20 protein-coding genes are annotated in these 25,936 nt (G+C 61.9%); 13 read left to right on the forward strand and 7 right to left on the reverse strand.

What is annotated here, in order from left to right:
• Positions 1-2 precede the first annotated feature (2 nt).
• Positions 3-707 (forward strand): ABC transporter ATP-binding protein, encoded by a 705-nt coding sequence (locus Q0687_RS03145; protein ID WP_298872131.1) that lies wholly within the window; start codon positions 3-5, stop codon positions 705-707.
• A 183-nt stretch (positions 708-890) separates the two neighbouring features.
• Here the strand turns inward: Q0687_RS03145 and Q0687_RS03150 are convergent, their stop codons facing one another.
• The 3 genes from Q0687_RS03150 to Q0687_RS03160 all read right to left on the reverse strand — a co-directional run bounded on the left by Q0687_RS03150 (position 891) and on the right by Q0687_RS03160 (position 2,469).
• Positions 891-1,124: a hypothetical protein gene (locus Q0687_RS03150; protein WP_298872191.1), complete on the reverse strand. Its 234-nt coding sequence runs from the start codon at positions 1,122-1,124 to the stop codon at positions 891-893.
• Positions 1,125-1,224: 100 nt separating this feature from the next.
• A complete protein-coding gene (locus tag Q0687_RS03155) occupies positions 1,225-1,383 on the reverse strand; it encodes a hypothetical protein (RefSeq protein WP_298872134.1) in 159 nt (52 codons plus the stop codon).
• 426 nt (positions 1,384-1,809) lie between these two features.
• Positions 1,810-2,469: a hypothetical protein gene (locus Q0687_RS03160; RefSeq protein WP_298872137.1), complete on the reverse strand. Its 660-nt coding sequence runs from the start codon at positions 2,467-2,469 to the stop codon at positions 1,810-1,812.
• Between the two features lie 367 nt (positions 2,470-2,836).
• On the opposite strand from Q0687_RS03160, the gene Q0687_RS03165 reads away from it, so the two are divergent.
• Entirely contained in the window at positions 2,837-3,460 is a 624-nt protein-coding gene (locus Q0687_RS03165; protein ID WP_298872139.1) for a DUF6789 family protein, read from the forward strand.
• A gap of 183 nt (positions 3,461-3,643) precedes the next feature.
• Here the strand turns inward: Q0687_RS03165 and Q0687_RS03170 are convergent, their stop codons facing one another.
• Positions 3,644-4,645, reverse strand: coding sequence for a transporter (locus Q0687_RS03170; protein WP_298872193.1), 1,002 nt, complete (start codon positions 4,643-4,645; stop codon positions 3,644-3,646).
• Between the two features lie 1,009 nt (positions 4,646-5,654).
• Between Q0687_RS03170 and Q0687_RS03175 the strand changes: the two genes are divergently transcribed.
• The 4 genes from Q0687_RS03175 to Q0687_RS03190 all read left to right on the forward strand — a co-directional run bounded on the left by Q0687_RS03175 (position 5,655) and on the right by Q0687_RS03190 (position 12,688).
• Complete coding sequence (locus tag Q0687_RS03175; protein WP_298872142.1) at positions 5,655-8,171, forward strand: arylsulfatase; 2,517 nt, start codon at positions 5,655-5,657, stop codon at positions 8,169-8,171.
• Positions 8,172-8,292: 121 nt separating this feature from the next.
• Complete coding sequence (locus Q0687_RS03180; protein WP_298872145.1) at positions 8,293-9,771, forward strand: DUF1254 domain-containing protein; 1,479 nt, start codon at positions 8,293-8,295, stop codon at positions 9,769-9,771.
• Between the two features lie 23 nt (positions 9,772-9,794).
• On the forward strand, positions 9,795-10,247 hold the full coding sequence (locus tag Q0687_RS03185; protein WP_298872147.1) for a DUF2721 domain-containing protein: 453 nt from the start codon (positions 9,795-9,797) through the stop codon (positions 10,245-10,247).
• A gap of 11 nt (positions 10,248-10,258) precedes the next feature.
• Positions 10,259-12,688 (forward strand): multiheme c-type cytochrome, encoded by a 2,430-nt coding sequence (locus Q0687_RS03190; RefSeq protein WP_298872150.1) that lies wholly within the window; start codon positions 10,259-10,261, stop codon positions 12,686-12,688.
• A 240-nt stretch (positions 12,689-12,928) separates the two neighbouring features.
• Here Q0687_RS03190 and Q0687_RS03195 read toward each other — a convergent pair whose 3' ends face one another.
• Positions 12,929-14,008, reverse strand: coding sequence for a zinc-binding alcohol dehydrogenase family protein (locus tag Q0687_RS03195; protein WP_298872152.1), 1,080 nt, complete (start codon positions 14,006-14,008; stop codon positions 12,929-12,931).
• 949 nt (positions 14,009-14,957) lie between these two features.
• Here Q0687_RS03195 and Q0687_RS03200 point away from each other — a divergent pair.
• Positions 14,958-15,731 (forward strand): helix-turn-helix transcriptional regulator, encoded by a 774-nt coding sequence (locus tag Q0687_RS03200; RefSeq protein ID WP_298872155.1) that lies wholly within the window; start codon positions 14,958-14,960, stop codon positions 15,729-15,731.
• A 21-nt stretch (positions 15,732-15,752) separates the two neighbouring features.
• Here the strand turns inward: Q0687_RS03200 and Q0687_RS03205 are convergent, their stop codons facing one another.
• The gene (locus Q0687_RS03205) at positions 15,753-16,544 is read right to left on the reverse strand and encodes a helix-turn-helix domain-containing protein (protein ID WP_298872158.1); all 792 of its coding nucleotides are present in this window, start codon (positions 16,542-16,544) and stop codon (positions 15,753-15,755) included.
• 320 nt (positions 16,545-16,864) lie between these two features.
• On the opposite strand from Q0687_RS03205, the gene Q0687_RS03210 reads away from it, so the two are divergent.
• The 4 genes from Q0687_RS03210 to Q0687_RS03225 all read left to right on the forward strand — a co-directional run bounded on the left by Q0687_RS03210 (position 16,865) and on the right by Q0687_RS03225 (position 22,383).
• Positions 16,865-17,656 carry an enoyl-CoA hydratase/isomerase family protein gene (locus Q0687_RS03210; RefSeq protein WP_298872161.1) on the forward strand — a complete coding sequence of 264 codons (792 nt, stop codon included), beginning with the start codon at positions 16,865-16,867 and terminating at the stop codon, positions 17,654-17,656.
• A 4-nt stretch (positions 17,657-17,660) separates the two neighbouring features.
• Complete coding sequence (locus Q0687_RS03215; RefSeq protein WP_298872165.1) at positions 17,661-19,760, forward strand: acetate--CoA ligase family protein; 2,100 nt, start codon at positions 17,661-17,663, stop codon at positions 19,758-19,760.
• A gap of 48 nt (positions 19,761-19,808) precedes the next feature.
• Positions 19,809-21,305 (forward strand): DASS family sodium-coupled anion symporter, encoded by a 1,497-nt coding sequence (locus Q0687_RS03220; RefSeq protein WP_298872168.1) that lies wholly within the window; start codon positions 19,809-19,811, stop codon positions 21,303-21,305.
• A gap of 145 nt (positions 21,306-21,450) precedes the next feature.
• Positions 21,451-22,383: a dihydrodipicolinate synthase family protein gene (locus tag Q0687_RS03225; protein WP_298872171.1), complete on the forward strand. Its 933-nt coding sequence runs from the start codon at positions 21,451-21,453 to the stop codon at positions 22,381-22,383.
• Positions 22,384-22,425: 42 nt separating this feature from the next.
• Here the strand turns inward: Q0687_RS03225 and Q0687_RS03230 are convergent, their stop codons facing one another.
• Entirely contained in the window at positions 22,426-23,661 is a 1,236-nt protein-coding gene (locus tag Q0687_RS03230) for a hypothetical protein (RefSeq protein WP_298872174.1), read from the reverse strand.
• Between the two features lie 211 nt (positions 23,662-23,872).
• Here Q0687_RS03230 and Q0687_RS03235 point away from each other — a divergent pair, with 211 nt between their 5' ends.
• Positions 23,873-24,691 (forward strand): transglutaminase domain-containing protein, encoded by an 819-nt coding sequence (locus tag Q0687_RS03235; protein ID WP_298872176.1) that lies wholly within the window; start codon positions 23,873-23,875, stop codon positions 24,689-24,691.
• Between the two features lie 350 nt (positions 24,692-25,041).
• Positions 25,042-25,767: an outer membrane beta-barrel protein gene (locus Q0687_RS03240; RefSeq protein ID WP_298872179.1), complete on the forward strand. Its 726-nt coding sequence runs from the start codon at positions 25,042-25,044 to the stop codon at positions 25,765-25,767.
• Positions 25,768-25,936 lie beyond the last annotated feature (169 nt).

The following is a 25,936-nucleotide window of genomic DNA, read 5'->3' on the forward strand; positions in this document are numbered from 1 at the left end:
TGATGGAGCAGCAGCAGGGGGCTGAGGATGTACCGGTCATTTATCTCCACGAGATAAAGCGGCAGTACCTTCAGGGCGAGGCGGCACTGACGATCCTGGACAACGCCAAGCTGGCGCTGTGGGCGGGCCAGTCGGTCGCGCTGGTCGCGCCGTCGGGCTCGGGCAAGTCGACGCTGCTGCACATTGCGGGGCTGCTCGAGGCGCCGGATTCCGGCGAGGTCTATGTCAACGGCGCGCCGACCTCGCAACTGCCCGACATCGAGCGCACGCAGCTCCGCCGCAGCGACATCGGCTTCGTCTACCAGTCGCACCGGCTGCTGCCGGAATTCTCGGCGCTCGAGAACGTGATGCTGCCGCAGATGATCCGCGGCCTGAAGAAGTCCGAGAGCGTCAAGCGCGCCAAGGAGATCCTGGGCTATCTCGGCCTCGGCGACCGCATCACGCATCGCCCTGCAGAACTGTCGGGCGGCGAGCAGCAGCGCGTGGCGATCGCGCGCGCGGTCGCCAATGCGCCGCGCGTGCTGCTGGCGGACGAGCCGACCGGCAATCTCGATCCACACACCGCCGACCACGTGTTCCAGGCGCTGATGCAGTTGGTCAAGGCGACCAAGGTCTCCATGCTGATCGCGACCCACAACATGGAGCTGGCCGGCCGCATGGACCGGCGCGTGTCGCTGGCGAACGGGCAGGTCATCGAGCTCGAATAGCAAAACGCGAAAACAACCCCATGCACAGTAGCCGTCAAGGGCCGGCGTGGTCCTTTCGCATTTGCGAACCATTGACGCGTCGGGCAAAACAGTGAGACAATTTCATCATCGCGGCCACGGCTGGGGCCTTGGTGAGGGACGCAGCAGGCGACGATACAGTTCCTGACCGTCGCCCTTCGATCGTCACCGACAAATATACTGGCCGCTGACCAACACGCGAACGCACGCAGGCGCCGCCACCGCGGCTGCTCCAACAGCCGCGCCTCCTACAACGGCTCGTCTGGTGGTTCGGCGCGCAACTCCTGCAACGCTAACAGGAGTTGCCGGTCTTCCCACTCTGGCTTGCGCGCTTCCGATCGAAAATGCGACGCCATCTTCGTGCGACCACTGTATCGAGCCTGCTGCCGCACAACCCATGACGAGGAATGCCAACAGGTACCTTCTGATGGGTTTCATGATAATTCCCCCTCGCTGGTGGGTTACTCTAGTCCCTGCTTTCTCCGCGATGAGCTACTGCTTATTGCGATTCTTGCTCGCTCCTCTGAGCGGCTGCGCCGAGGCCAACGCACTTGCCGTGTCGGTCATCTGCTTCGACCTTGAGTTCTGGAACGCGATCCGAAACCGGGATCGCGGAATGATTTGCATGCATTGCAACTGAAAACAGCAAATCAATCATCTGTGTCTCCGTTCTCTAAAATTGCCCTGGCTGGGCCGGCGGGGCGGGCCAATTGGTTTTGACATTGTTGGGATCCGCGCGATCGAACAGATCCTGTCTCAATACGAAACCGGGCTTCGCCTGAGCGGCAGGCATCGGCGGACGCACTACACGAACCTCCGCACCAGCGGGACGGACGTGGCCACTTGCCGCAAACGCAGAGGGCACGATTGCAACTTGGAGACTGGCAAATAAAGCAACAAGGCGGGTGTTCGTCATGGCCCTTCCCTCGATAGGTCGAAGATCGGATAGCGGACGGTCCAGCTTAACTCATGGGGTGCACCTGCAGTCATCGAGTGTACCCCTTCAAAGACTTGTGTACCCGAATGCTTTCTCGACTAGCGCGCGCGGACACCTTCCAAGCGCCGAGCGCCAGCGTCTTGTTCGTCAGTAACAAGGTGGGAATGGATAGTAACCGCAACGCGGGGCATATGCGCCATATGCTGCAGCTCCGACCGCTGCGGCGCCGACGGCGGCTGCGCCGGCATAATAGGCACCGCGATACGCGGTCCGGCGGCCTACTCCAGCAAACGACATTGGAGTGAATGGTCGTCCAATGATGTCGATAAAGACCGAAGCGGCACCATCGGCGCCCTTGATGTCACCTTCGAGCACATCGACATCGAAGGCCAGATCTTCGCCGTCAAGCTTCGGATTCTTTAGAACAACGACTGCATCACGCACGCCGCTGCCATCCTTCTGAAAGGCAGAGACCGTCGCGTTAGGCGGATCTTTCTGGAAATTGTCGCTGCCCGCGCCCCAATCCTCGACGATGCGGCTCGTCAGATCGTGACCGGCGGCGCGCACGGGGCGGTCGGCGAACACGATCGCATTCGGGGACACTTTAACAAGGACCAGCTTTCCATTCTGGAGAGTCGCACCCCTGGAGTTAAGGACGAAGAGCGATGGCACGACTTCCGGCTTGGCTGCGCCAATTGTCTTCTGCAGCGGCACGTGCGGGGGCGGAGCATTCTGGGCAAAGCTAGGGTTTGAAATAACAAGGGCCGTGGCGGCGACAAACAGAACGCGCGATGCATTGAAGAACATGGCAACTCTCCCGCATGCAAGATCAATGATGGGAGCGAGCCACGGGTTTCCGACCTTGGCGTTGACTCAGCTCAAACTAAATTCGTTGAGTCCGGCGTCGCGCGCGCCTCCACGATGGCAAGCGGGACTTAAACTTGAGCGACTTCATGTGTTTGGCGAGACCGGCAACATAGATTTTAATTCTTGGCCCGCCTTGGCGAAATCAGCGCCCACGGATGCAATTTTCACGGCGGCGGTTGCTTGTCCGAGGGCCGACCGGTCGCGAATGACGTCATCGAGCTCACATTGAGGCAAATCAACGATGGTCGCGCAACTCTCGTGAACTCTCTAAGAGGCTCCGCCCGACCTCCGTCTGAAATGCTTCGTGATGAAAAGGACCGTCCTACCAATCCTGAAGCTGCATAAGCTGCTCAAGCCCAGGAGCAACATCTGGAAAGTTGCGGTTGCGGGATTATGCGGAAGCGTGACGCACACCTTGCTGATGCTGCTCAAGTCAAAGCTAGGCATACTCGAAGCGTTTCAACCCTATCAGAGCCTTCAAGTTGCGCTCAGGTATTGGACGGGGGAATACGTGCATCCACTGCTGCCGTGGCTGATTTCCTATGTCAACGGATCGACTGTCGCCGGAGTGTCATTTGCTAATTTGTACCGGCATCTGCCAGGCGCCAGCGGACTGGTTAAAGGCCTTATTGCCGGGGTCCTTGGATGGCTGGTCATGGATCTCATCTTTTTTCCATTGCTCGGCTTAGGCCTGTTTGCTACTGGCCTTGGTCTCGGCCCATGGCCCGCGCTATTCTCACTTGCAATGATGCTGGCTTACAGTGTCGTGATGGGCGCCGTGTACGGGATTGTCTATTCGAGACCACACAAAATGGCTGAGCCGTCAGACGCTCCTCGCGCGATCACCACGCTCAAGGTGCAGGCAAGCGCGACGACCCCGCGAGCTACGAAATTGCTCGTTAGGCCCGAGCGGATAAAACACGCCGGTTAATGGTTCGCCGACGCTATCGTCAGTCTGACAATGCCGGTCGAATGATCCAGGCCCATGTTGGTCTGTGCCCACAGCTGCCCCGCTCGCGGGCCCTCCACTTCGCCGGCGCAACTTGGCCGTCCGCCATTAATCAGGGCTTTCGTGAGCGTCCTATCCGCCGTGAAGGAGTGCGTCTCGACACACTCACTTCGTGATCATTGGCTTGACTGGCATGGCTGCCGGCGTCGGCGCCGCAGGCGAGATCGCGAAGGTCAGCCAAACGTTCCAGCCGTCTGGCCGGTTTTCGGCGGCAAATTCCTTGTAGCCCTTCAGGTTGAGATAGCCTTGCATGGTGCCGACCGGAAAGAGGTACCCGATCTGCGGTCCGATGCCTGCCACCTGCGATCGGAAGCAGCCGACACGATCACCGGATCCGGTGTCGCAGCCGAGCTGTTTGTAGACGTAGCCCACGAGGCCGACCTGAACCTGCTTGCTCAGGAACTGCGAGGCGCCCCAGTCGAAGTGCATATCGACGCCGTTCTGGTACTGGGTAGCCGTGTTCTTGAGATTGTAGGTGAAGCCGAGCACGCCGGAGAGCTCGTGTCCGGTCTGCGGGTTGAAATAGGTGTAGCCGCCGCCGGCATCGATCGCACCATGGCCGATTCCGATATTTGCCAGGCTCGTCGAGTTGTAAAGCCCGACCGGAATGTCTCCGGTGATGTACGTCATGTAGTTGTTGACGCCCGCATTCCAGCGCAACGCGAATTGCGGGATCAGGTCACCAAACCCCGTCACGGAGTCGCTGATCGAGTCGAAGCGAGAGAACGGAATCGAGCCGAACGGGGTCGAAAGTGCCCCGGTCACCGTGCCCGCAAGCGAGGTCGTGTTGGCGCCGTAGATCCCGATCAGGCTTGCCGAGGCTTGGCCGCCGAGCACCGGCGTTGCAAATACGTAGGTTGCATTCAACAGGCCGAGGTCGACGTTGGCATTCAGGTTCGCGTTCAGCGTTGCCGTCAGGTTCACTGGAATGCGACCCGTCTCGATCTCGCGAGCGCGCGCGACATCACCACCAGCGGAAACCGAGGTATGATAGTAGATTGCAGCCGCTGACCAACCCGGCTGCTGAGGTGTGGCAGCAAGACTGCCGAATGTACCCGGAAGCCAGAAGCTGACGCCGCCTTCGTCAGCCGAGGCGACCGTTGGCATCAATGTGATCGACGCAAATGCGACGGTGATAATGGCCTTGATTATCCTCACGGTCCCCTCCCGACAACATGCTGCGCTTTTGGGGCGCTGATTATTGTAGCGACAATACAATGCATATTGGGCTAGGCCATGCCGGCATAAGCAGTCGGGAAATATTGGCAACCGCATGTTGCAAACACAGCACATACCTACTGCTGTACCGTCTCGCGAATAAGCTGCGAAATATTGGACTAAGCGCTTTAGACGCGGTGACGATGATGTCGTCTGGCCCGATCGATATCACCAACCCGGCATGCGACGACCTCCGTTGAGGCGCGAGGGAGTTCAATTTGGAGCATGATCAGCGCGATTATAGCGCGAACGCGCTGATCTCCGCCGATAGATGAGATCACGAGCCAAGCCGAAACAGTTTTGGTCGCTTCCTGAAATGCGTTCTTCTCTCTTGTCTTTCGGAGGGCAATTGCCAACCGCGCCCATAAGGCCAAGCAAGCTGGGGGCAGCCCATAACTCCTTCATAGTCACTAGCATTGCTCTGCTCCAGGCGATCTCCCCTGACGGCGCTTGCAAAAGGGCCGGCGTGCTTCATCCGGATGCTTAGCGTTACTGCTAGAGCCACGCCGATGGCGAGTAGCAAACCGGCCACTGGATGATTGAGCTTGTGAGCGAGCATGAAAACGAGCCCCACAGCATAGTCCTAAAATATAGAACCAGCCTGAGCTCCCTTCTGTTGATCTCTGACAATGTTCCAGTGCATCGGGCGATGATCTCAGATTGCGGCCGATAGGTGCGACGAGCGAAGCGCCGTTCAAATATTTGAGCTCGCGACAACGACACAGCTTGCTCGGGAATCTTGAGCTAGACCCGGCGCTTAACATGCGGGTTCTACACGTCGCGTGACGCGGCGCCATCGGCGGACATGAGAAGCTTGATCTGCGTCAACGCGGCCTGTTGCTAAATTTTCCCTAATGACAACCTCCGCGCGTTTGCGCACCTCTTGGGAGGGCTTGCAATGAATTTTCGGACCATTGTTGCTGGACTATTTTTGACATCTGCGATGTCAGGTCCGGTGCTTGCGCAGCAAGCACAACAGACTTCACCGCCTCCGGGTTCACCGGCTGCGACCATCACGATTCCAGGTGACCAGCTCCCGCCGCCACCGCAGAAATTCGGCGGCAAGATCGACGAGCTTGCGACCAAATCGAAACCCTACTGGCCAGCGCGCGTCGTACCGCCGAAGGGCGCGCCGAACATCCTGCTCATCATGACGGACGATTCCGGATATGGTGTGCCGAGCACGTTCGGCGGCGTCATTCCGACGCCTGCGCTCGACCGCATAGCGAAGAACGGCCTGCGCTACACCAACTTCAACTCCACCGCGCTGTGCTCGCCGACGCGCGCCGCGCTGATCACCGGCCGTAACCATCACTCGGTCGGCTTTGGCGTGATCTCGGAGCAGGCAACGGGTTTTCCCGGCTATGACAGTTTCATCCCTCGCGACAAGGCGACGATCGGCCGTATCCTGAGGGACAACGGCTATCGCACCTCGTGGTTCGGCAAGGATCACAACACGCCGGCATTTCAGGCCAGCCAGAACGGCCCGTTCGACCAGTGGCCGATCGGCATGGGTTTCGAATATTTCTACGGCTTCGTCGGTGGTGACGCCAATCAGTGGGCGCCCAATCTCTTCCGCAATACAACCCAGATCTATCCATTCGAAGGCAAACCGCCCGGTAGCTGGAATCTGGTCACGGCGATGGCTGACGATGCCATTCAGTACATGAACCGTGTCAGCTCGCTCGATCCCGAGCAGCCCTTCTTCGTCTACTACGTTCCGGGCGCGACGCACGCGCCGCATCACCCAACCCCGGAGTGGATCAAGAAGATCGGCGACATGCACCTGTTCGATCAGGGCTGGAACAAGCTGCGCGAGACGATCTTCGCCAACCAGAAGAGGCTTGGCGTCATCCCGCAGGACGCCAAGCTAACCCCTTGGCCTACCGATCTGCTGAAGAACTGGGACCAGCTCAGCGACGACGAGAAGAAGATGTTCATCCGTCAAGCTGACGTGTTCGCTGCCTATACCGCCTACAACGACCACGAGATCGGGCGGGTCATCCAGGCCGTCGAGGACATGGGCAAGCTCGACAACACGCTGATCATTTACATTAACGGCGACAACGGAACGAGCTCGGAAGGCACAGTGATCGGCACGCCGAACGAGCTTGCGATGTTCAACGGCGTGGACGTGCCGGTCGCTGACCAGCTCAAATATTTCTACGATGCATGGGGGTCGGACCAGACCTATCCGCACATGGCCGTCGGCTGGGCCTGGGCGTTCGACACGCCATTCAGCTGGACCAAGCAGATCGTCTCGCACCTCGGCGGCGTTCGTCAAGGCATGGCGATCTCATGGCCCAAGGTCATCAAGGACATGGGCGGCATTCGCGAACAATTCCACCACGTCATCGACATCACGCCGACGATCCTCGAAGCCACGAAAATAAGAGCGCCCAGGATAGTGGATGGCATCGAGCAGAAGCCGATCGAAGGCGTCAGCATGATGTATACATTCGACGCCAAGAACGCCAAAGCGCCCTCTGCGCACAAGACCCAATACTTCGAGATGTTCTCAGATCGTGCGATCTACAACGACGGTTGGATGGCCAGCACCAAGGTCATGCGGCCGCCCTGGGTCACGCAGGCTAACCTGACTGCTGATCTGACCAAGTATCCGTGGGAACTCTATAATCTCAAGGAGGACTACTCTCAGTCCACGGATCTGGCCGCGAAGTATCCTGACAAGCTGAAGGAGCTGCAGGCTTTATTCTCGACAGAGGCCAAGAAGTACCAGGTGTTTCCGCTGGATAACGCGATCATTACGCGGGTCATCACGCCGCGGCCGAGCATTACGGCCGGGCGCAATAGCTTCACCTGGACCCAGCGTCTCACGGGAACGCCGATGGGCGATGCGCCGTCCGTGCTGAACACCTCCTACAATATCAAGGCGGAGGTCGACATTCCGGACAGCGGCGCCGAAGGCATCCTGATTACTCAGGGCGGACGGTTCGGCGGCTACGGTTTCTACGTGCTGCAGAACAAGCCCGTGTTCACCTGGAACATGCTGGGCCTTCGCAAGATCAAGTGGGAAGGTGGAGATGCGCTGTCTCCCGGAAAGCACGTCATCGAGTTCGATTTCCGTTATGACGGGCTTGGTATGGCAACCCTCGAATACGGCAGCTACGCCGGTATCGGACAGGGCGGCACCGGCGTGTTGAAAGTCGACGGCAAGGATGTCGCCACCCAGAAGATGGAACACACGATTCCATTCATGATTCAGCTCGATGAGAGCCTGGATGTCGGGTCGGACACTCTGACCGGTGTCAACGACGCCGACTACAAGCCGCCGTTCGCCTTCACTGGCACGCTGAACAAGGTGACCGTGACGCTCAATCGGCCAAAGCTCACGCCGGCTGATGTGCAGAAGCTTGAAAAGGCAAGGCAGGCGGCTGCTGCCGCCCGCGAGTGATCGGATTAGAGGCGCGGGCCGCAAGGCCTGCGCTTCACATTCTGAGACAAGCATACGATTTCACAGCATACGTCGCGCGCGGTTCAGCGCGGCGCCCGGCGCTTATCATCGGAGAACGACCATGTCTTCCAGCAAACGAGGACGATTTTCGCTCCACCGCCGTGACCTCCTCGCCACTGCAGTGGCCGCGGGAGCGGCGGCTATCCTGCCAATCACCAACAGTCAGGCGGCCGGTCCGCTTGAACATGCCCTCAGTGACTTGAAGGATGATGCTGTCGAGCAGTTCGCGTATCTGCTTGGCATGGAAGCCTACGTCTATGGTTTCCCCCTGGTGATGATGGATGCGACGAACCGGGTGGAGACGGCGGTATCCGAGGCTGGTGAATACGCCGCGCCGATGAACCAGCTCCTCAGGATGCGGGGGTTCGTCAGCCCGGATTTCAAGAACGTCGTACGCATCAGCGTCAACTCCATCTGGTCGGGGGGAATTTTCGATCTCGAGAAGGAGCCGCTCGTCTTCTCATATCCAGATACGGCGGGACGTTATTTCGTACTTCAATTACTGAATATGTGGACCGACGACTTCGGCTCCGTGGGCACGCGCACGACGGGCAAGGCAGGGGGCAATTTCCTGATTGCGGGGCCGAAATGGAATGGCACACCGCCACCCGACGTCAAGACTGTCTATCGCTGCTCGACGCGATACGGCTGGGTCCTGACCCAGATGGCGGCGGCCGGGCCACAGGATTTCCCGGCGATCCACAAGCTCCAGGATCAGCTCAACTTGACCCCGCTGAGCGCGTGGGGCACTTCATACTCGCCACCGAAGAATGTGCCCGTCGACCCGGACGTGGACCTCACCGCCACCCCCTACGATCAGGTGCGCCTCATGACCGGCGAGATGTTCTTCAAACGTCTTGCCTTCCTGCTGAAGGACAATCCGCCCTATCCGGCCGACGCCCCCATGCTCGCCAAGCTCAAGCGACTGGGGGTCGAGCCCGGCAAGCCGTTCGACCGTACCACCGTCGAGCCGGCAATCCTGCGGGGCCTGAACCGCGTGCCCGCGCAAGTCTGGTACAAATTCCAAACCGGCCCATACACTGCGCCGACGTTGAATGGCTGGCAGAACATGCTCAACATCGGCAGGTTCGGCACGGACTACGCCACACGGGCCTTCGTTGCCTGGTTCGGGCTAGGCGCATTGACTGCGGATGACGCAGTATATCCCACGGCGTTCGTCGACGGCGATGGCGAAATTCTCGACGGCTCACAAAAATACCTGGTTCATTTCGCCAAGGACGAGATGCTGCCTTCCGAGAGCGGCGTCTGGTCGATATCGCCGTATCGCGAAAACTTCTACGTCCGCAACGCGATCGAGCGCTATGGCATAACATCCGGCATGCCCTTGAAGTACAGTCCGGACGGTTCGTTTGACGTCTACATCCAGGCGCGCTCGCCGGGCGCCGACAAGGAAGCGAACTGGCTGCCTTGTCCCCCGAGCGGGGCCTTCAACTTGAGCATCCGCGTGTATCAGCCTAAGGAGAGATTGAAGGACAATACGTTCAGGATTCCGCCAATCCAGCGAATTCGCGATAGCTGAAGGCTCGCAGGCGCCGCGCGAATATGGACAACGTGATCCAACTCATACCGGTCACACCTTCGATCGATCAACTGGCCCGCATCATCGGCAATGTGGCCGCTCCTGCGTTCCTGCTCGGAGCGGTCGCCTCATTCATTTCGGTGCTGATCTCGCGCATCAACCGGGTGATCGACCGAGCCCAGTTTCTTCATGCCATCGTCGACGGCGATAGCGCGAAGGCTTTTCTAAAGGGTGACATCCCTCGGCTGAAGCGCCGCGCCACCCTGCTCAACCGATCCCTGTTCTGCTCGATCCTGGCCGCCCTTCTGACATCCCTGATCATCATCGTTGCCTTCATCAGTGCGCTCTTAAACGTGGCTCATGAATATGGCGTGGCGCTCTTGTTCATGGCCGCGCTCCTCACCTTTTGCGCTTCGCTCGTCGACCTGGCCCGCGAAACCCGGCTTGCCCTTCACGATAACGACCTGCGCGTATAAGAATTGGCGGCATGATCCGCGGGCGGAGGGAGGACGTGGCGAAGAATTCGCGGAAGGGCCGCAGACAGGGCTCGGCGGGCCCAAGTTCGACGGGCTCCGAACGGCAGGCTACACCCTCACGCTCTGCCCTCACCTTTGGGACGTCGGTCTTGCTGGCGGTCGTCGCGGGCGTGCTATTCTTTCTGGCCGCGAGCTGCCTGTCCTGGCTCAAATCCACGAGCGTACCTTCGCAGCCGCCACACCCGGCCGGGCTGGCCTTCGTCGGCAGTCAGACCTGTAGCGGATGCCATCAGGCAGAGACAAAACTGTGGGAGCGCTCGCAACATCGCCACGCGATGGATCATGCGACCGAGCAGACTGTGCGCGGCGATTTCAATGGCGCTGGCTTCGAATATGCCGGCACGCGCTCGCGATTCTTCCGAGACGGGAAGAAGTTCCTGGTCGAGACCGACGGTCCGGACGGCAAGCTCGCCACGTTCGAGATCAAGTACACGTTCGGCGTCGAGCCGCTGCAGCAATATCTGATCGAATTCCCGGATGGACGTATACAGGCGCTGTCGATTGCCTGGGACACGCGGCCGAAGGATCGGGGTGGTCAACGCTGGTTTCATCTTTATCCGGATACAGCCGTCACCAGCAATGATCCGCTGCACTGGACGAAGTTGAACCAGAACTGGAATTTCATGTGCGCCGAGTGCCACTCGACGGGCGTGCACAAGAACTACGATGCCACCGGCAACCGATTCGCCACGACGTTCACCGAGATCAGCGTCGGCTGCGAAGCCTGCCACGGCGCGGGCTCGCGCCATGTCGATTGGGCACGGCAGAAGCCGGCGGCGCGCGGATCGGATGACGGACTGCTGGTGAGGTTCGACGAGCGAACGGGCATCAGCTGGTCGATCGAAGCTGGAACCTTGACACCAAAGCGCAGCGCCCCACCACCGGCTCTGCGCAAGGAAGTTGAAACCTGCGGCCTCTGCCACGCGCGCCGCGGCCAGCTTTCGGAGGACTGGAAGCCTGGCCGCCCGCTGTCGGAGACCCACCGGGTCTTGCTCCTCGACCGGCAGCGCTTCCACCCCGACGGTCAGATGCGCGATGACGAGGAGACCTATAACTACGCTCCCTTCAAGCAGAGCAAAATGTTCGCAAAGGGCGTGACCTGCAGCGACTGCCACGATCCGCACAGTGCGGCACTGAAGGCGCCGGGCGATGGCGTCTGCGTACAGTGCCATGCGCCGGCGAAATACGAATCGGTCGCCCACCGGCACCATACCGATGTGTCGCCGCCACCAGGCTGCCCGTCCTGCCACATGCCGGAGCGCCACTACATGGTGGTCGATCGTCGCCACGACCACGGCTTCCGGATCCCGCGTCCTGACCTCTCCGTGCAGATAGGGACGCCGAATGCGTGCAATGATTGCCATCGGGACAAGCCCGCGGCCTGGGCGGTCCAACAGGTCGAGACCTGGTTCGGGCCGGAGCGACGCGGCTATCAAACCTACGCAGGCGCGTTTCATTCCGCCTGGACTGAAGCGGCCGATGCGCAAGCCCTGCTGGCCGCGGTTGCTGCCCCAAACGATATTCCCGGAATCGTGCGCGCCAGCGCGCTCGGCGAGCTTCCCGTGCCAGATATCGATCTAATCCGCCGCGGGCTGGCCGACCCCGATCCACTCGTGAGGCTGGGAGCCCTCGACGGGCTGGACGGAGTGCCGGCTGACCAGCTCTGGATACTCGCTTCCACGCAATTGACCGATCCGGTACGCGGTGTGCGCGTCCGCGCCGCCGAGCTTCTCGCCTCGGTGCCCGCGGCACGCCAACCTGCCGCCGACCGCGACAAGTTCGCACAAGCCGCGGCCGAATTCGTGGCGGTGCAGAAATTGAATGCGGATCGTCCGGACGCCCGGACTGGGCTCGGCAATTTCCTTGCGCGACAGGCGCGTGCCGCTGAGGCCGAGGCCGAATATCGGGCTGCCTTGCGTCTTGATCCATCGTTCTCGCCCGCCGCCATCAATCTCTCCGATCTCTTCCGGCAACTCGGACGCGACAGTGACGGCGAAAGGGTCTTGCGCGAGACTCTCTCCGCGTCGGCGAAGGACGCCTCGCTCCACCACGCGCTCGGTTTGACGCTCGTGCGCCTGAAGCGCAACGAAGCGGCGCTCGACGAGCTGCGTCAGGCGACGTTGCTGGATCCGAGCCAGGCGCGCTATGCTTACGTTTATGCCGTGGGGCTGCATTCCTCCGGTCGTCGCGACGACGCCATTGTTGTGCTCAGGAACGGTTTGCAGATCCATCCCAACGATCGCGATATGCTTTCCGCGGCGCTCGCGTTGAGCCGCGAGAAGGGGGATTCCGCATCTCAATTGGGCTATGCCGAGCGGCTCGCACGCCTGATGCCGGGGAACCATGAAATCGAGGACCTCATCAAGCAGCTCAAGCAATAGGGAACAGCGACAAAGCCTGAGGCGCGGCTAGTTTCGCACCGCATAGAGCGGCGTCCTGCAATCCCAGTTCGAGACGTGGAAGGCATCTTGCCACGAACTGTGTCACTTGTCCGCCAGCGTCAGGTCACGACTTTCCTTGATCCAGCTCAACGCCTGCATGCACCGGTTGGTACATCTGCCCGGTAGCCCGGCGTCGGGCAAACCCGCTGCGACGGCGCATCGCCGCAGCGGACAGGTCGATTACGGCCTGATCACCGTCATGTTGAACGCGCCAGCATTGGCGGCCGCATGGGCCACGGCCTCGTTGGCATGGTCGAGATCGAATGCCGTCGTCTCGACGTGATCGAGGCTCAGGAGGCCGGCGCGGACCAGCGCGATCAGGCGAACCGCGGCATCCGGCGGATACATCCAGACGCCGTGAATCGTGATGCACTCGCGCATGATCCAATTGTAGGGTAGCTCCAGGCCGGGGCCGCCCTGCATGTTGACGCCGCCCATCAGCACGACACGGCCATTGGGCCGCACCGTCATGATCGCGGCGCGGACCACCGTCGTCGAGACCGAGGGCGGCATGATGTCGAACGCGCAATCGATCGGGCCGGGTGCGGCGCGCTTCATCAGCTCGCGGTCGTCGTTCTCGTTGCCCGTCAGCTTCACCGGCTTGACGCGCGCGCCATGGCGACGCACGAGCTCAGCGAGCATCTTATCGTTGCGGCCTGGCGCAACGACGCAAGCCGCCCCCATCGCGAGTGCCACCGCCACGGCTGCGCTGCCGAAATTGCCGGTCGCGCCGCTCACCAGCACCGTCTCGCCGGGCTGCAGCCTGGCGGCAAGGAAACCGCCATAGGGGACCAGCAGGGTGCCGAGCGCGCACCATTGCGTGGCCTTTGCTTCGCTGATGTCGCCGAGCCGCGTCACGTTCTCGGTCGGCACCCTCATCCGCTGGGCGAAGGAACCGTCGTGAAAATACTTCTGTAGCCGCATGCCGCCTTCGCCGCGCGCGCTGACGCCCTGCAGATGAATATCGGGAGCGATCGCGTCGTCGCGCGAACGGACCGTCGGATCGCAGACGACCCAGTCGCCGACGGACAATTTGGTCGAATCCGGGCCGATCGCGCGCACGCGTCCGACCCCGCCGGCTCCCGGAATGGCGGGCAGGTCCAGCGCGTATTTGCGTTCGCCGCTGAACACTTCCTTGGAATAGGACAGCACGCGGGTGGCGACGACGTCGACGATCACCTCGCCGGTGCCAAGCACGGGGTCGGGGACGTCCTCGATCACCAGCGGGGATCCGAAAGATTTGAGTACGGCAGCCTTCATGATGTTGACCTTCGTTCGCACCTCATTGTGAGGTGCACGAACTATGCGAGGGCCGTCGTGCGGCAGGAAGGCCTGGTATTATCCTAGTATTCTATCGACCCTGTGTGGCGGGCGCGCGCCGTCGCTACATCGTCTGAGAAGACGGAGCGGTTCGCTGGCCCTGAGGGAGTGGACTGGGTAGGAACTCGCAACATCAGCCAGAATTATCTCCCGAACAGGGAGACCATCCATGATCAGGAAATCGATGATCGTTGCGATCGCCTGCACCGCCATATCCTCAGCCGCTCTAGCTCAAGGCGGTGGCGGAGCTGGCGGCGGCGCCAGCAGCGGAGCAGCTGCGGGTGGATCATCGTCTTCCGGCGCGACGAGCGGCACGGCCGTCCCAACTCAGGCCGGCACCAGCTCCACCTCAAACAGCCACGGCACATCGACGACGACGGGTGGAACGGGCGCAACAGGTTCGAACAGCACGTCTGCCAACTCAAATTCCAATCAAGCGGGTTCTGGCCCAAACAATATGACGCAGGCGCAGAAGGCGACGACCGGCGCGAACACGCTTCCCGCAACCGCGGCACCAGGTGCTGTCAGCGCTCCCGGCGCAGGCGTAGGTCACTCCGCGAACGGATTGCCAATAGGTTCTCCTGGTTCCGGGCCAGGCTCGCCCGAACAACCTGTCGACTCCGGACACCGTTGAATTTCAAAAAAAGTTTCGGATGGAGCGTCGTAAAGCCCGCCATTTTGGCGGGCTTTTGTCATCCTGAAGGGAGCGAACCCGAAGGTCCGCTTTTGAGCCCTCCCGATAATTGCGTCCTTGGTTGCCGGCACCCTTCGCAGGCGCGCCATCAGGTCCAAGAAGAAGTTTTGCTGTTGCAGGCGCGCCCGTCTTTGCAGGAGGGCGTGAGCCTGGTATTATCCTAGCATTCAAATGCTTTCCATACGGAACACCACCATGGCCGACCCCCGCCGCGTCGAATTCGGCGACTTCCTTCGCTCCCGCCGCGAAAAGCTGTCGCCGAAGTCCGTCGGCCTTCCCGCAGGCCAGCGGCGGCGTACCGCGGGGCTGCGGCGCGAGGAGGTGGCGCAGCTTGCCGGCATCGGGGTCGACTGGTACATCCGCCTCGAGCAGGGCCGCACCGTCAGTCCGTCGGTCACGACGGTCGATGCGCTGGCGCGGGCGTTGCGCCTCAGCAAGACCGAGCACGCGCATCTCAAGGATCTCGCGCGCGATGGCGAACGCCGTCCCTTCACCCGCGAGGTGGTGCCGCCGCCCATTTTGCGCCTGGTCGAAAGCCTGCCGCATCCGGCCTACATCACCGGCCGGCGCTGGGACGTGCTGGCCTGGAACGCCGCCGCCGAGGAGATCTTCGCGTTCGGCCGGCTGCCGGAAGAGGATCGCAACACGCTGCTTCTGATGATGACCAACAAGAAGACGCGGAAATCCTACGGCGCGGGCTGGGCTGATGTGGCCAAGCGCATGGTCGCGATGTTTCGCGCCACCCATGACGTCTGGGCCGGCGATCCCGCCTTTGCGGAATTGCTGACGCGCTTGCGCGCAGGCAGTCCCGAGTTCGTCAAATGGTGGGGCGCGCACGAAGTGCACGGCACCTTGTCGGGCCGCAAGACAATGACGCATCCCACCAAGGGCGTGCTGCATTTCGAGCACACCAGCTTTCAGGCCAATGACGATCCCGCGCTGAAGCTCGTGATCTACACGCCGGTGTAGGACGGCCACATAGGGTCGCACTCAGCCCCTGAAATCCTGCAGGCCGGAGAGTGCTTCTTTGCAGCGTTCCGCGAACGCCATCAGGTAGCCGCCAATCTCCTTGGCGAGATCGTCGCTGGGCTCGATGTCCTGCAGGCTCATGTTGATTGCATAGACGGGCAGGCTCTCGACCACCATCGGCGTGGCGACGGCGAGCACGCCTGGTTGCCAGGAGGCGGCACAATAGCCGTCGCGTCTGACGACCCGAATTGATTTCTGCACGTCGGCAACCAGCGCCCTGGTGGCGGCGGCACTACGTCGCTGGAACTGCCCTATCAGCCTGTCGCGTTCTGCGTCCGGGATGCCTGCGAGATAGGCGCGACCCAGCGAGGTCAGCTCCATCGGGACCTGTTGACCCGCGACAATGCTGCGCAGCGTCGGGCGTGGATTGTAGCGAATGGATTCCAGGTAGACCATCATCGCGCGGTCGGCGGTCGCGAGACCGACGTTCAGCTTGCGCCGCGTCGATTCAGCCCGCATCAACGGACCCAGGACCCTGAGCGCCGGCGAGCCCATGCGAACGGCGTGGCCAAGGCTGAGAACCGCCGCGGCAAGCCGATAATTCCGCTCCGCCTTGATCTCGTCGAGCATGCCTAAGGCGACCAGCGTCTTGGTCAGACGGCTGACGGTCGAGCGGGGCAGACCAGTCCGTTCGGCAATCTCGCCGTTGCCGAGCGTGTCGATGCCGGGGCGGAAGGCGCGGAGGATCTCGATGCCTCTTTCCAGCGACCTGTTTCCGTTTGCGCCACCGGAATATTGCCGCGGCAAGGCCATGTCGGCTCCTAACCTAATTCCATTTAGTGGAAATGACCGATATTCGCTTTTATGGCAGTTCGCTATCAAGGCAAGCAATAAATCACAACCAAGTCCGGTCGGGAGTACGAAACGCAATGTCCGAAGATCCCCTGAGCTAACCTGTCCGGCGCGATCCGCTCCGCGGCTTCGACGCGCCAGCCTCAATTCTGGAATCAAAGCTCGCATGTGGCGCAGGCGCGCCAAGGCATCCGGGTCGGCATCTGCCGACGCGGCCGGAGTGATGCGTCTTTCGAGATGAACGTCGGCGCTCCCATGCAAAACCGCAACAAGGCTCGTACATGACCAATCAACTCATCGAATTCTCGGTTGCATCCGGCGTTGCGACCATCGTCCTGGACAGGCCCGATCGCCGCAACGCCATGAGCGACGACATGCGCTCCGAATTCGTCGATGCGCTGCACAGCGTTGCGAGCGATCGGGCGATCAGGGCGCTAGTCCTGACCGGACGCGGCAGCGCGTTTTGCGCCGGCGGTGACATCAGCGGGATGAAGCGGCGCCTGGACGCTCCGCAAGGCGAGGTCGCGTTCAACGGCTGGAGCAGGCAACAAGGCGTGCATCGTGCGCAGACCCTGCTGCTCAACCTTCCCAAGCCGACCATCGCGGCGGTGAACGGAGCTGCGGCTGGTCTTGGCGCCGATACCGCGCTCGCCTGCGACTTTGTGATCGGGTCGGAGCGTTCCAAATTCACCTGGTCCTACATCAAGCGCGGACTGATTCCGGACGGCGGCGCTCTCTATTTTCTACCGCGGAGGGTCGGCCTTGCCAGGGCGAAGGAACTGATCTTCACGGGGCGTATGGTCGAAGCCGAGGAGGCGCTTACGCTCGGCATTCTCGATCGCAAGGTGGCTGCCGACGAGGTGCTCCCGGCCGCGCAAGCCTGGGCCGCGGAGCTCGCACAGGTTTCGCCGACGGCGCTCGCGCTAGGCAAAGGGATTCTCAATCAGAGCTTCGAACGATCGGCCCACGAGATCTTCGATCTCGGCAGCCAGGCGCAAGCGATCTGCTACACCAGCGCCGAGCACCGTGACGCGGTCGTGGCATTTCTCTCCAAATCCTCCGCGAAGGAATAGCGTCATGAACGCCATCAGCCGCCTCATTCGTCCGCGGAGCGTCGCCGTGATCGGCGCGTCGACCGATCCCGGCAAGACGTCGGGGCGACCGGTGTCGTTCCTGCAAAAGCATGGTTTCAGCGGCGAGATATATCCCGTCAACCCCAGGGTTGAGCGTATCGCCGAGCTCACATGCTATCCGGAGGTCGCCGCGCTCCCTGCCGTGCCCGATGTCGGGATCGTTCTCTTGAGTGCGGAACGCGCGCATCTTGCCGTGCGAGAGCTCTCCCAGTGCGGGGCTGCAGCCGCGATCGTTCTCGCTAGCGGTTATGCCGAAACCGGCGAAGAGGGGGCGTTGCGCCAGAGGCAGCTCATCGAGTCCGCGGGCGCGATGCGGCTCCTTGGCCCCAATACCATCGGTCTCGTAAATCTGACCGACAACATCGTCCTCTCCGCCTCGGGCGCGCTGGCGATGGATCATTTCACGGCCGGCTCGATCGGCGTGGTCTCGCAAAGCGGCGGGATCCTGGGGGCGCTGCTCTCACGCGCCGCCGCGCGCGGGATCGGACTGTCGAAGCTCGTGTCGACCAGCAACGAGGCTGATCTCGAGCTGTCGGACTTCATTGAGTTTCTTGCGGCGGACGAGGTAACCCAGGTGATCGCCCTCTATGTCGAGGCGATCCGTCATCCGGTGCGTTTTCGCGAAGCTGTGCGCAAGGCACGGCAGGCAGGCAAGCCCGTGGTGGCCTTCAAGATCGGTCGCTCGGAGGCTGGCGCAAAGGCAGCCGTTTCGCACACGGGCGCTCTCGCCGGATCGGACCGGATGTACGACGCGCTGTTCACGCAGCTCGGCGTGATCCGGGCGCAGACATTCGAGGAGTTGCTCGACATTCCAGCGGCTCTTGCCGCCGGAAGAAAGCTCGCCGGCCGGCGCGTGGCGATCCTCACATCGACCGGTGGCGCCGGGACGATCGTCTCCGACAGCCTCGGCGTCGCCGGGTTCGAGACGCCCGCGCCCGACGATGAGACCGCGGCTCAACTCAGATCGCTGCAATCCGGGTCCCATGCCAATCTCGACCGTAATCCGATCGACCTGACCTTGGCGGGGCTGCAACCGGACGTACTGCGGGGCGCCATCCGCGTGCTGCTGACCAGCCCGTCATATGATGCCCTGACCATCATTGCGGGATCGTCGGCGGTTGGCTCTCCGGCGCTGCTGGCAGATGCCATCCGCGATTGTCTTCCGATGTCCGGCAAGCCTGTGATCGCCTATGTCAGTCCGCACGCGCCGAATGTCGGGTCGGCTCTCACGGCGCAAGGCGTGCCGGCCTACACATCGGCGGAAAGCTGTGCGTCCGCGCTCTCGGGCCTATTCAAGGCATCGGAGCCGTTGCAGGGCGACGTCGTAGCGAACCCTGCAAGCCATGTCGACGTTAGCGATGTCCCCGCAGGCTCGCTCGACGAGGCCGCTGCAAAGGCGCTGTTTGCGCGGTTCGGCATTCCCACGGTCGCCGAGCGGGTCGTCCAGGCGCCGGTCGAGGCGGAAGCGGCGGCGCGCGAGCTTGGCGGCAAGGTCGTGCTCAAGATCCTGTCGGGCGAGATCACGCACAAGAGCGATGTGGGCGGCGTCGCCCTCAATCTCACGCCCGAGACGATTGGTCGTCGGCTGGCGCGCATGGCTGAAGATGTGGAGGCGGCGACTGGCCAGCGGCCGCAACGATTTCTCGTACAGGAAATGGTCTCTGGTGACACCGAGTTGATTCTGGGGCTGCACCGCGATCCACTCGGAACCGCAGTTCTGCTCGGCATGGGCGGTGTCGCCGCGGAGCTGTTTCAGGACACGACGATGCGCCTCCTGCCGGCGCAGGGCGGGCTGAGCCGCGAGGATGCCCGCTCCATGCTGCGTGCCCTGAAGACCTGGCCGCTGCTGGACGGGTTCAGAGGACGACCAAAAGCCGACGTCGAGGCGATTGTGTCGACCGTCGTGGCCTTCTCGGACATGGCAGCAGAACTCCGCGAGCGCCTGATCGAAGCCGAGATCAATCCGGTGTTCGTCTTGCCGGCCGGACAGGGCGTGCAGGCCGCTGATGGTGTTGCCGTGCTAGGAGCAGCCGACGCGATCTGAACCAGCCTCGCGCGCTCGCCGATTGTCAAAAAAAGAGGGAGGATACGCATGTCGACACTGGTTCATGCAGGGTCCACGACGACCGAGGTCAGCGCCAGGAAATTGCTGACCATCCTGATCGGTCTTGCAATCATGGCCGCTATCGTCATGGCGCCGTCGCCTGCCGGGCTGTCACTTGTCGGACAGCGAGTCATCGCGGTGATGGTCTTCGTGGTGCTGATGTGGATCACCGAGGCCATTCCATATGGGGTCAGCGCGGTTGCGCTTGTGCTTCTGCTGATACTCGCTCTCGGGTTTTCGCCGGCCGCGAACGATGTGGGACCAATCCTTGGAACGGCAAAGGCCATTCCGCTTGCGCTGAGTGGGTTCTCGAACGGCGGCTGGCTGTTCGTTGCGGCAGGGCTGGCCATGGCCGCAGCGATCACGAGCACCGGGCTTGAGAAGCGCGTTGCCTATCTGATCCTGAAACTGGTCGGCGCCAGAACGCATGCGATCATGCTCGGGATCATCCTGACCGCATTTGCACTGACGTTCTTCATTCCGTCGGTGATCGCGCGCGCGGCAACGCTTGTTCCCATCGTCATCGGATTAACGGAGGCCTTTGGTCTGCCGCGCAGCAGCCAGATCGGCAAGGCCATGCTGCTGCTGGCGGGCATTCTTCCGTCCGTGACCGGGGTCGGCGTCCTTACGGGGGCGGCGCCCAATCCGGTGATGGTCAATTTCCTCACCGCCGCCGGCCAAATCCAGGTCAGTTATGTCGACTGGCTGGTCTACCTCTTTCCGTTCACCGTGGTGTTTTCCGGCGGGCTCTATGTCCTGGTGACCCGGCTTTTCAAATTTGAATTCGCAGAATTGCCGGGAGGGAGCGACTATGTCTCCGCTCGGATCGCGGAATTGGGCCCGATGTCGAGCCTTGAAAAGAGAGCCTCGGCGATCATGGTGGTGACGATCCTGCTCTGGGCGACGGACAAGGTGCATCACGTCGAGGCGTCCGCCGTTTCGGTTTTCTGTGTGTTGCTGCTAGTTTTGCCAGGCGTAGGCGTTACCACCTGCAACGACCTCTACAAGCGGATCGACTGGAATTCGATCCTGTTGTTTGGCGCGGGCATCTCGATGGCAGAGATGCTGTCCAAGACCGGAGGGGCGGCCTGGTTGTCGAAGGTGGCGTTCGTCGAGTCGGGCATGGGAAACTTGTCGGTGACGGCGCTCGCGATCATGATCTTCGTCGTCGTGTTCTTCGTTCGCTTTTGTTTTACCAGCATCACATCGTGCCTCACCGCGATCACGCCAGCGATCATCGGCTTTCTGGTATCTCTGCATGATCCCGCACTGCCGATCGTCGGTATCGTGCTCGGTGTCGCCCTGATCGCGCAGTGCCTCTCGATCATTCCCGTCACCTCGGCCCCCGCCATGATCGCCTATGGCGCCGGCGGTTTCACGACGCGAGACATGATGCGCCTGGGCCTGCCGCTCGCAGCCATCATGTACGGCTTGATCGTGCTGTTCATGTTCAGCTATTGGCCGTTTGTCGGTCTTTGGACCTGAATCGGCATCAAGTCCCGGTCAGGCGTTCACCGAGCGGATCGCCGCGTGGCTCGACGACGCGAGAGACGCGCCCCTTCGGTTGACCTATATTCGCGAACCGGGCAGCAAGGGCGCTGCCAAATTAGCCACTGTCTGGAGCTCGCCTGTGACCATTGCTCTCAAGGGCATCATTCCCGTGATGCTGACGCCGTTCACCGAAGCGAACGGGATCGACTATGCCGGGCTCGAACGGCTGATCGAATGGTATATCGCCGGTGGTGCCGACGCGCTGTTCGCGGTCGCCCAGTCGAGCGAGATGCAGTTCCTGACGCTGGACGAGCGCGTCGCGTTGGCGCGCTTCGTCGCCAAGACCGCGGCCGGCCGGCTTCCGGTCATCGCTTCAGGCCATATCAGCGAGTCCAGGGAGGACCAGCTCACTGAGCTGACGTCGATTGCGAAGACTGGCGTCGACGGATTGGTGCTGGTGACGAACCGGCTTGGCTCCCGCGGTCCGGCGGGGACTGACTTCACCGACGATCTGAGCTGGCTGCTCGAGCGGCTGCCCAAGGAGATGACGCTCGGGCTTTACGAATGCCCGGCGCCATTCCGCCGGCTGCTCTCCGACGAGGAGCTCGCCTTTTGCGCCGACAGCGGCCGCTTTGCGATCCTCAAGGACGTCTCATGTGATCTCGCAACCGTGCAGCGCCGGGTCAAGCTCACCAGCGGATCGCCGCTGACCATCGTCAATGCCAACGCGGCGATTGCCTTCGATGCGATCAAGTCGGGCGCTCCCGGCTTCACCGGCGTGTTCACCAACTTTCACCCCGATCTCTACAAATGGCTGCTGACGCAGCACCACAAGCACCCGGCGCTGGCGAACGAGCTTTCGGTGTACCTAGCGCTCGCCGCGATGGCGGAGCCGATGGGCTATCCGAAACTGGCAAAACTCTATCACCAGCGGCTCGGCACCTTTTCCTGCATCGCGAGCCGGGCGGTCGATTTCGACATCTGCGAGCGGTTCTGGGCGCTCGATGCGCTGATCGACAAGATCGTCGAGGGGCAGCAGTCGTTCCGCGGCAAGATCGCGGCGGCAGGCTGATCGCGAAGTGCAAGACCGAGCGCGCCGCCACATGCAGCGACTTTAGTTGCCGCGACCTGATAAAGGAACCGGTGGCCAGGGGCTCTTTGGCGCGGCCGTCGCCGGTGGGCATGTTTCTTCGAGCTGCCTCCAGGCGGATGGCAAGCCCGTGGCGTCGATGTCGAACTTTGCCGTGTCGGCCGTTTGGTCCGGCTTCTGCGTGGTCTCCCGGACATGCAGGGAGCGGGACGCCATGATCGCCCTGAACTTGCCGAAATCGAGCAAGCCGCTCCACAGTTCGTATTTGCCTGATAGCACCGCAAATCCTCCGGCTTCCTCGTTGGGAGCGGCGTCCGCCGCCATCATGATGGCGCGTTTGCCGACCGCCGCGTCATCGACCTCGGCCGCGAACGTCAGCGGCACGCGATTTTTGCTGTCGCAGTACAAGCGCCATTCCATGGTTCTGAACGACGGGCCGTTGTCAGTCTTAAGCGTCGCGAACTTGTTGACGTAGGGCCGGGCGGCATTCGTGAGCCGCCACATCGTCTCGGCAACGGGACGTGTATCGATGCCGAACCTGTCGAGCTCTGCGCGCGTCAGCATGTGCAGGCTTTCGAACTTCACGGTGTGAATGAGCTCGTCAAGCTCGCGGCTGATGCCCATCGCCGCGATATAGGCCGAACGCTCGCGGTCGGCGCTTGCGGTCCGACGCTGCTTGAATTCGGCGAGCAACGCCGCAGGCGGGTTGCCATGAATCGCGAAGACGAGCCTGGAATTATGCACCCCCAGCGCGGCGTCGGGGGCCACTTCGCGCGATGTCGCGCCGAGAAACAGGTAGCCGCAGGCCGAGTTGCACATCGCATGGTATGTCGTGAGCTCGGCCTCGATCTCGCCGCCTGCGTTCTTCGCCTTCAGGCAGGCGGCGTCGATCTGCGTGCCTGCAGCACATGCCGCTACGATCGTCTGGCCAACGCGGGCGACGGCCTTGCGGCTGCGCAGCAGCCGCCCGCTGACATAGGACTGCTCCACGTTGCCGCCGGGCGAATGCAGGTAGATCGGACGCTGCGTGTCCTTGACGCCGGCGAGGAAGCGGCGAACGCGCGAGGCTGCGTTGCCGTCGATCTCGCCCTCGATGGCGATCCAGCGGTCGCAGCCCGGTCCGCACGCCCCAGGGGCACCCTTGGCAAGATAGATCGTCAGACTGGAGGAAAACCCGGCTTTCTCGGCTGTCGTCTGCTCTGCGCACAATGCACCTGACATCGTCAGCAAGACCAAGAGGAGCAGGACGCGGACAAGCATGGAATGAGGGAGCCGGTGTGATGAAGGACGCGAGCCGACGTTACAGGACGATTGCAGTTGCCACAACTTTCAGTGGCACATTGCTGCGCCGTAAGCCTATTGTGCCGGAGACGCAGATCGCTCGGTCATATCGCCGTCATGACACGGGCGTGTGGCGGCCCTCGATGTGAGATGCGCGGCTGGTTTGCCCGCCTTCATGGACCAGCTCCCGATGAGTGAACCTGCGATGCTCGCCTATTACGCCAGCCACAGCGCGCTCAGCGATCCCCGCGCTCATGCCCGTTTGATCGGCGGCTTGCCGCCGGATATTGCGACGTTGTGCGGCGTCTTGCAGGGGCTGCTGATCCACGAGGCCTGGATCGAGCGGCAGGGATTCGACGCCGCCGCGTTTTCCGGTCAGAGCCGCGCGACCTTGCCGGTGTCCGAGCGTCTGGATCAGCTTTTCGCGATCGATCCGCGGCCGTTGACGCATGCGAGGGCAGGGGAGTGCCGCGCCTTGGCGACGTGCCGGGACTTTGCGCTGATGCTGTGCGCGGCTCTGCGCCAGCATGGCGTGCCCGCCCGCGTCCGCTGCGGTTTCGCAACCTACTTTGCCGGGCACCCTTATCACGATCACTGGGTGTGCGAATATTGGGCGCGGGACCGGCAATGCTGGGTCCTGGTCGATGCCGAGATCGACGAGCCGCATCGCAAGGGTCTGCCGATCGATTTCGAGCCAACCGACGTTCCGCGTACAGCCTTCATCACCGGCATCGAGGCGTGGAAACGATGCCGGTCCGGCGCCATGAATCCCGAGCATTTGGGGCACGGAACGACGACCGGTCTGTTCTTTGCGCGCGTGAACCTTGCGCGCGATCTGCTCGCGCTCGCCAAGAGCGAGACCTCGCCATGGGATAGCTGGCGCGCGGCACGCGATCCTTATCTCCAGTTGAATGAAGCTGCGTTGTCTTCTTGCGATGATCTCGCGCAGCGCGGCGAGGAGGGGGCGGTCGAGATCGCGCAGTCCCTCCATCGTCCACCTTGGCAATAGGAGAAGCGCGTCATGAGTCGGCGCTTGCGCGCGAGGCGACTGCAAATGTGGCGCTCGCATGCGAGAATGTGGCGGCAATGGGGAAAGAAAACGCGCGCCGCTGTTCCAATCACATAATCGTGCGTGCAGCGTCGTTACACGGGTTCCCACTACAGCGCGTGCGATCGGCGCTGGAATCGCTGAAGAGTCTTGTTTCAAAGGGTTTCCGCGCAAGCGCTGCTAAACACGCGTTAATGTAACGCGGGCCTTTGGAGCGAACTGTTGCGTCGAGGTTACAGCAATTCTGTCGCTCGCTGTTATGACGACGCCACGGCCCGGGGGCCTAATGACGAAACTGGAACGGGATTCAAATGAACAAGAATTTGTTGCTTGCTGCTGTGAGCCTTGTCGCGATCAGCGCGACTGCGCCGGCGCTGGCTGCTGACCTCGCTGCGCGTCCTTACACCAAGGCGCCTGCGATGATCGCCGCCGTCTATGACTGGAGCGGCTTCTACATCGGTATCAACGGTGGTGGCGCTTCGGCTCACTCGAGCTGGGATCAGACCGTTCCGCTGGTCGGCGGCGAAGGCTCTCACAATGCGACGGGCGGCACGGTCGGTGGCCAGGTCGGCTATCGCTGGCAGGCGGGTCAGTGGGTGTTCGGCCTCGAAGGTCAGGGCAACTGGGCAGACTTCACCGGCGACAACACCAGCGCGCTGCTCGCCCAGCGCAATCGCACCAAGATCGACTCGTTCGGTCTGATCACCGGTCAGGTCGGCTACGCCTGGAACAATGTGCTCGTCTACGCCAAGGGCGGCGCGGCCGTCGTCGGTGTCAAGAACGAGGTGTTCAGCACCGCGACCGGCGGCCTGCTCGGCTCGAACAACGACACCCGCTGGGGCGGCACCGTCGGCGCCGGCCTCGAAGTCGGCTTCGCGCCGAACTGGTCGGTGGGTGTGGAGTACAACCACATCTTCCTGTCCGACAAGGACGTCACCTTCGCTGGCCTGCAGACCGACCGCATCAAGCAGGACGTCGACATGGGTCTCGTTCGCCTGAACTACAAGTTCGGCGGCCCGATCCTCGCCAAGTACTGAGCAAGCTACTTGAGAACAGTCGCTCACGATCGAGCGATTGCGGAAAGCCCCGGCCTTGCGCCGGGGCTTTTTTGTTATGCGAAATCAGCAAGTTAACCATTTCATTTTGAGGCTTCCGAGTTTGCTTGACTCCCGAGAACGAAATGAGAACAATGTTCCTCATACGTTC

This window comes from uncultured Bradyrhizobium sp. (genome assembly GCF_936928535.1).
Lineage (GTDB): Bacteria > Pseudomonadota > Alphaproteobacteria > Rhizobiales > Xanthobacteraceae > Bradyrhizobium.

Bases quoted from the DNA above. Each gene is read 5' to 3' on its own strand.
- Q0687_RS03230 (WP_298872174.1), bottom strand. From the start codon at position 23,661: ATGCTTGTCCGCGTCCTGCTCCTCTTGGTCTTGCTGACGATGTCAGGT.
- Q0687_RS03215 (WP_298872165.1), top strand. From the start codon at position 17,661: ATGAACGCCATCAGCCGCCTCATTCGTCCGCGGAGCGTCGCCGTGATC.
- Q0687_RS03180 (WP_298872145.1), top strand. From the start codon at position 8,293: ATGTCTTCCAGCAAACGAGGACGATTTTCGCTCCACCGCCGTGACCTC.
- Q0687_RS03155 (WP_298872134.1), bottom strand. From the start codon at position 1,383: ATGATTGATTTGCTGTTTTCAGTTGCAATGCATGCAAATCATTCCGCG.
- Q0687_RS03210 (WP_298872161.1), top strand. From the start codon at position 16,865: ATGACCAATCAACTCATCGAATTCTCGGTTGCATCCGGCGTTGCGACC.
- Q0687_RS03235 (WP_298872176.1), top strand. From the start codon at position 23,873: ATGAGTGAACCTGCGATGCTCGCCTATTACGCCAGCCACAGCGCGCTC.
- Q0687_RS03220 (WP_298872168.1), top strand. From the start codon at position 19,809: ATGTCGACACTGGTTCATGCAGGGTCCACGACGACCGAGGTCAGCGCC.
- Q0687_RS03190 (WP_298872150.1), top strand. From the start codon at position 10,259: ATGATCCGCGGGCGGAGGGAGGACGTGGCGAAGAATTCGCGGAAGGGC.
- Q0687_RS03195 (WP_298872152.1), bottom strand. From the start codon at position 14,008: ATGAAGGCTGCCGTACTCAAATCTTTCGGATCCCCGCTGGTGATCGAG.
- Q0687_RS03165 (WP_298872139.1), top strand. From the start codon at position 2,837: ATGAAAAGGACCGTCCTACCAATCCTGAAGCTGCATAAGCTGCTCAAG.
- Q0687_RS03160 (WP_298872137.1), bottom strand. From the start codon at position 2,469: ATGTTCTTCAATGCATCGCGCGTTCTGTTTGTCGCCGCCACGGCCCTT.
- Q0687_RS03185 (WP_298872147.1), top strand. From the start codon at position 9,795: ATGGACAACGTGATCCAACTCATACCGGTCACACCTTCGATCGATCAA.
- Q0687_RS03200 (WP_298872155.1), top strand. From the start codon at position 14,958: ATGGCCGACCCCCGCCGCGTCGAATTCGGCGACTTCCTTCGCTCCCGC.
- Q0687_RS03170 (WP_298872193.1), bottom strand. From the start codon at position 4,645: ATGCCAACGGTCGCCTCGGCTGACGAAGGCGGCGTCAGCTTCTGGCTT.
- Q0687_RS03205 (WP_298872158.1), bottom strand. From the start codon at position 16,544: ATGGCCTTGCCGCGGCAATATTCCGGTGGCGCAAACGGAAACAGGTCG.
- Q0687_RS03150 (WP_298872191.1), bottom strand. From the start codon at position 1,124: ATGGGTTGTGCGGCAGCAGGCTCGATACAGTGGTCGCACGAAGATGGC.
- Q0687_RS03145 (WP_298872131.1), top strand. From the start codon at position 3: ATGGAGCAGCAGCAGGGGGCTGAGGATGTACCGGTCATTTATCTCCAC.
- Q0687_RS03175 (WP_298872142.1), top strand. From the start codon at position 5,655: ATGAATTTTCGGACCATTGTTGCTGGACTATTTTTGACATCTGCGATG.
- Q0687_RS03240 (WP_298872179.1), top strand. From the start codon at position 25,042: ATGAACAAGAATTTGTTGCTTGCTGCTGTGAGCCTTGTCGCGATCAGC.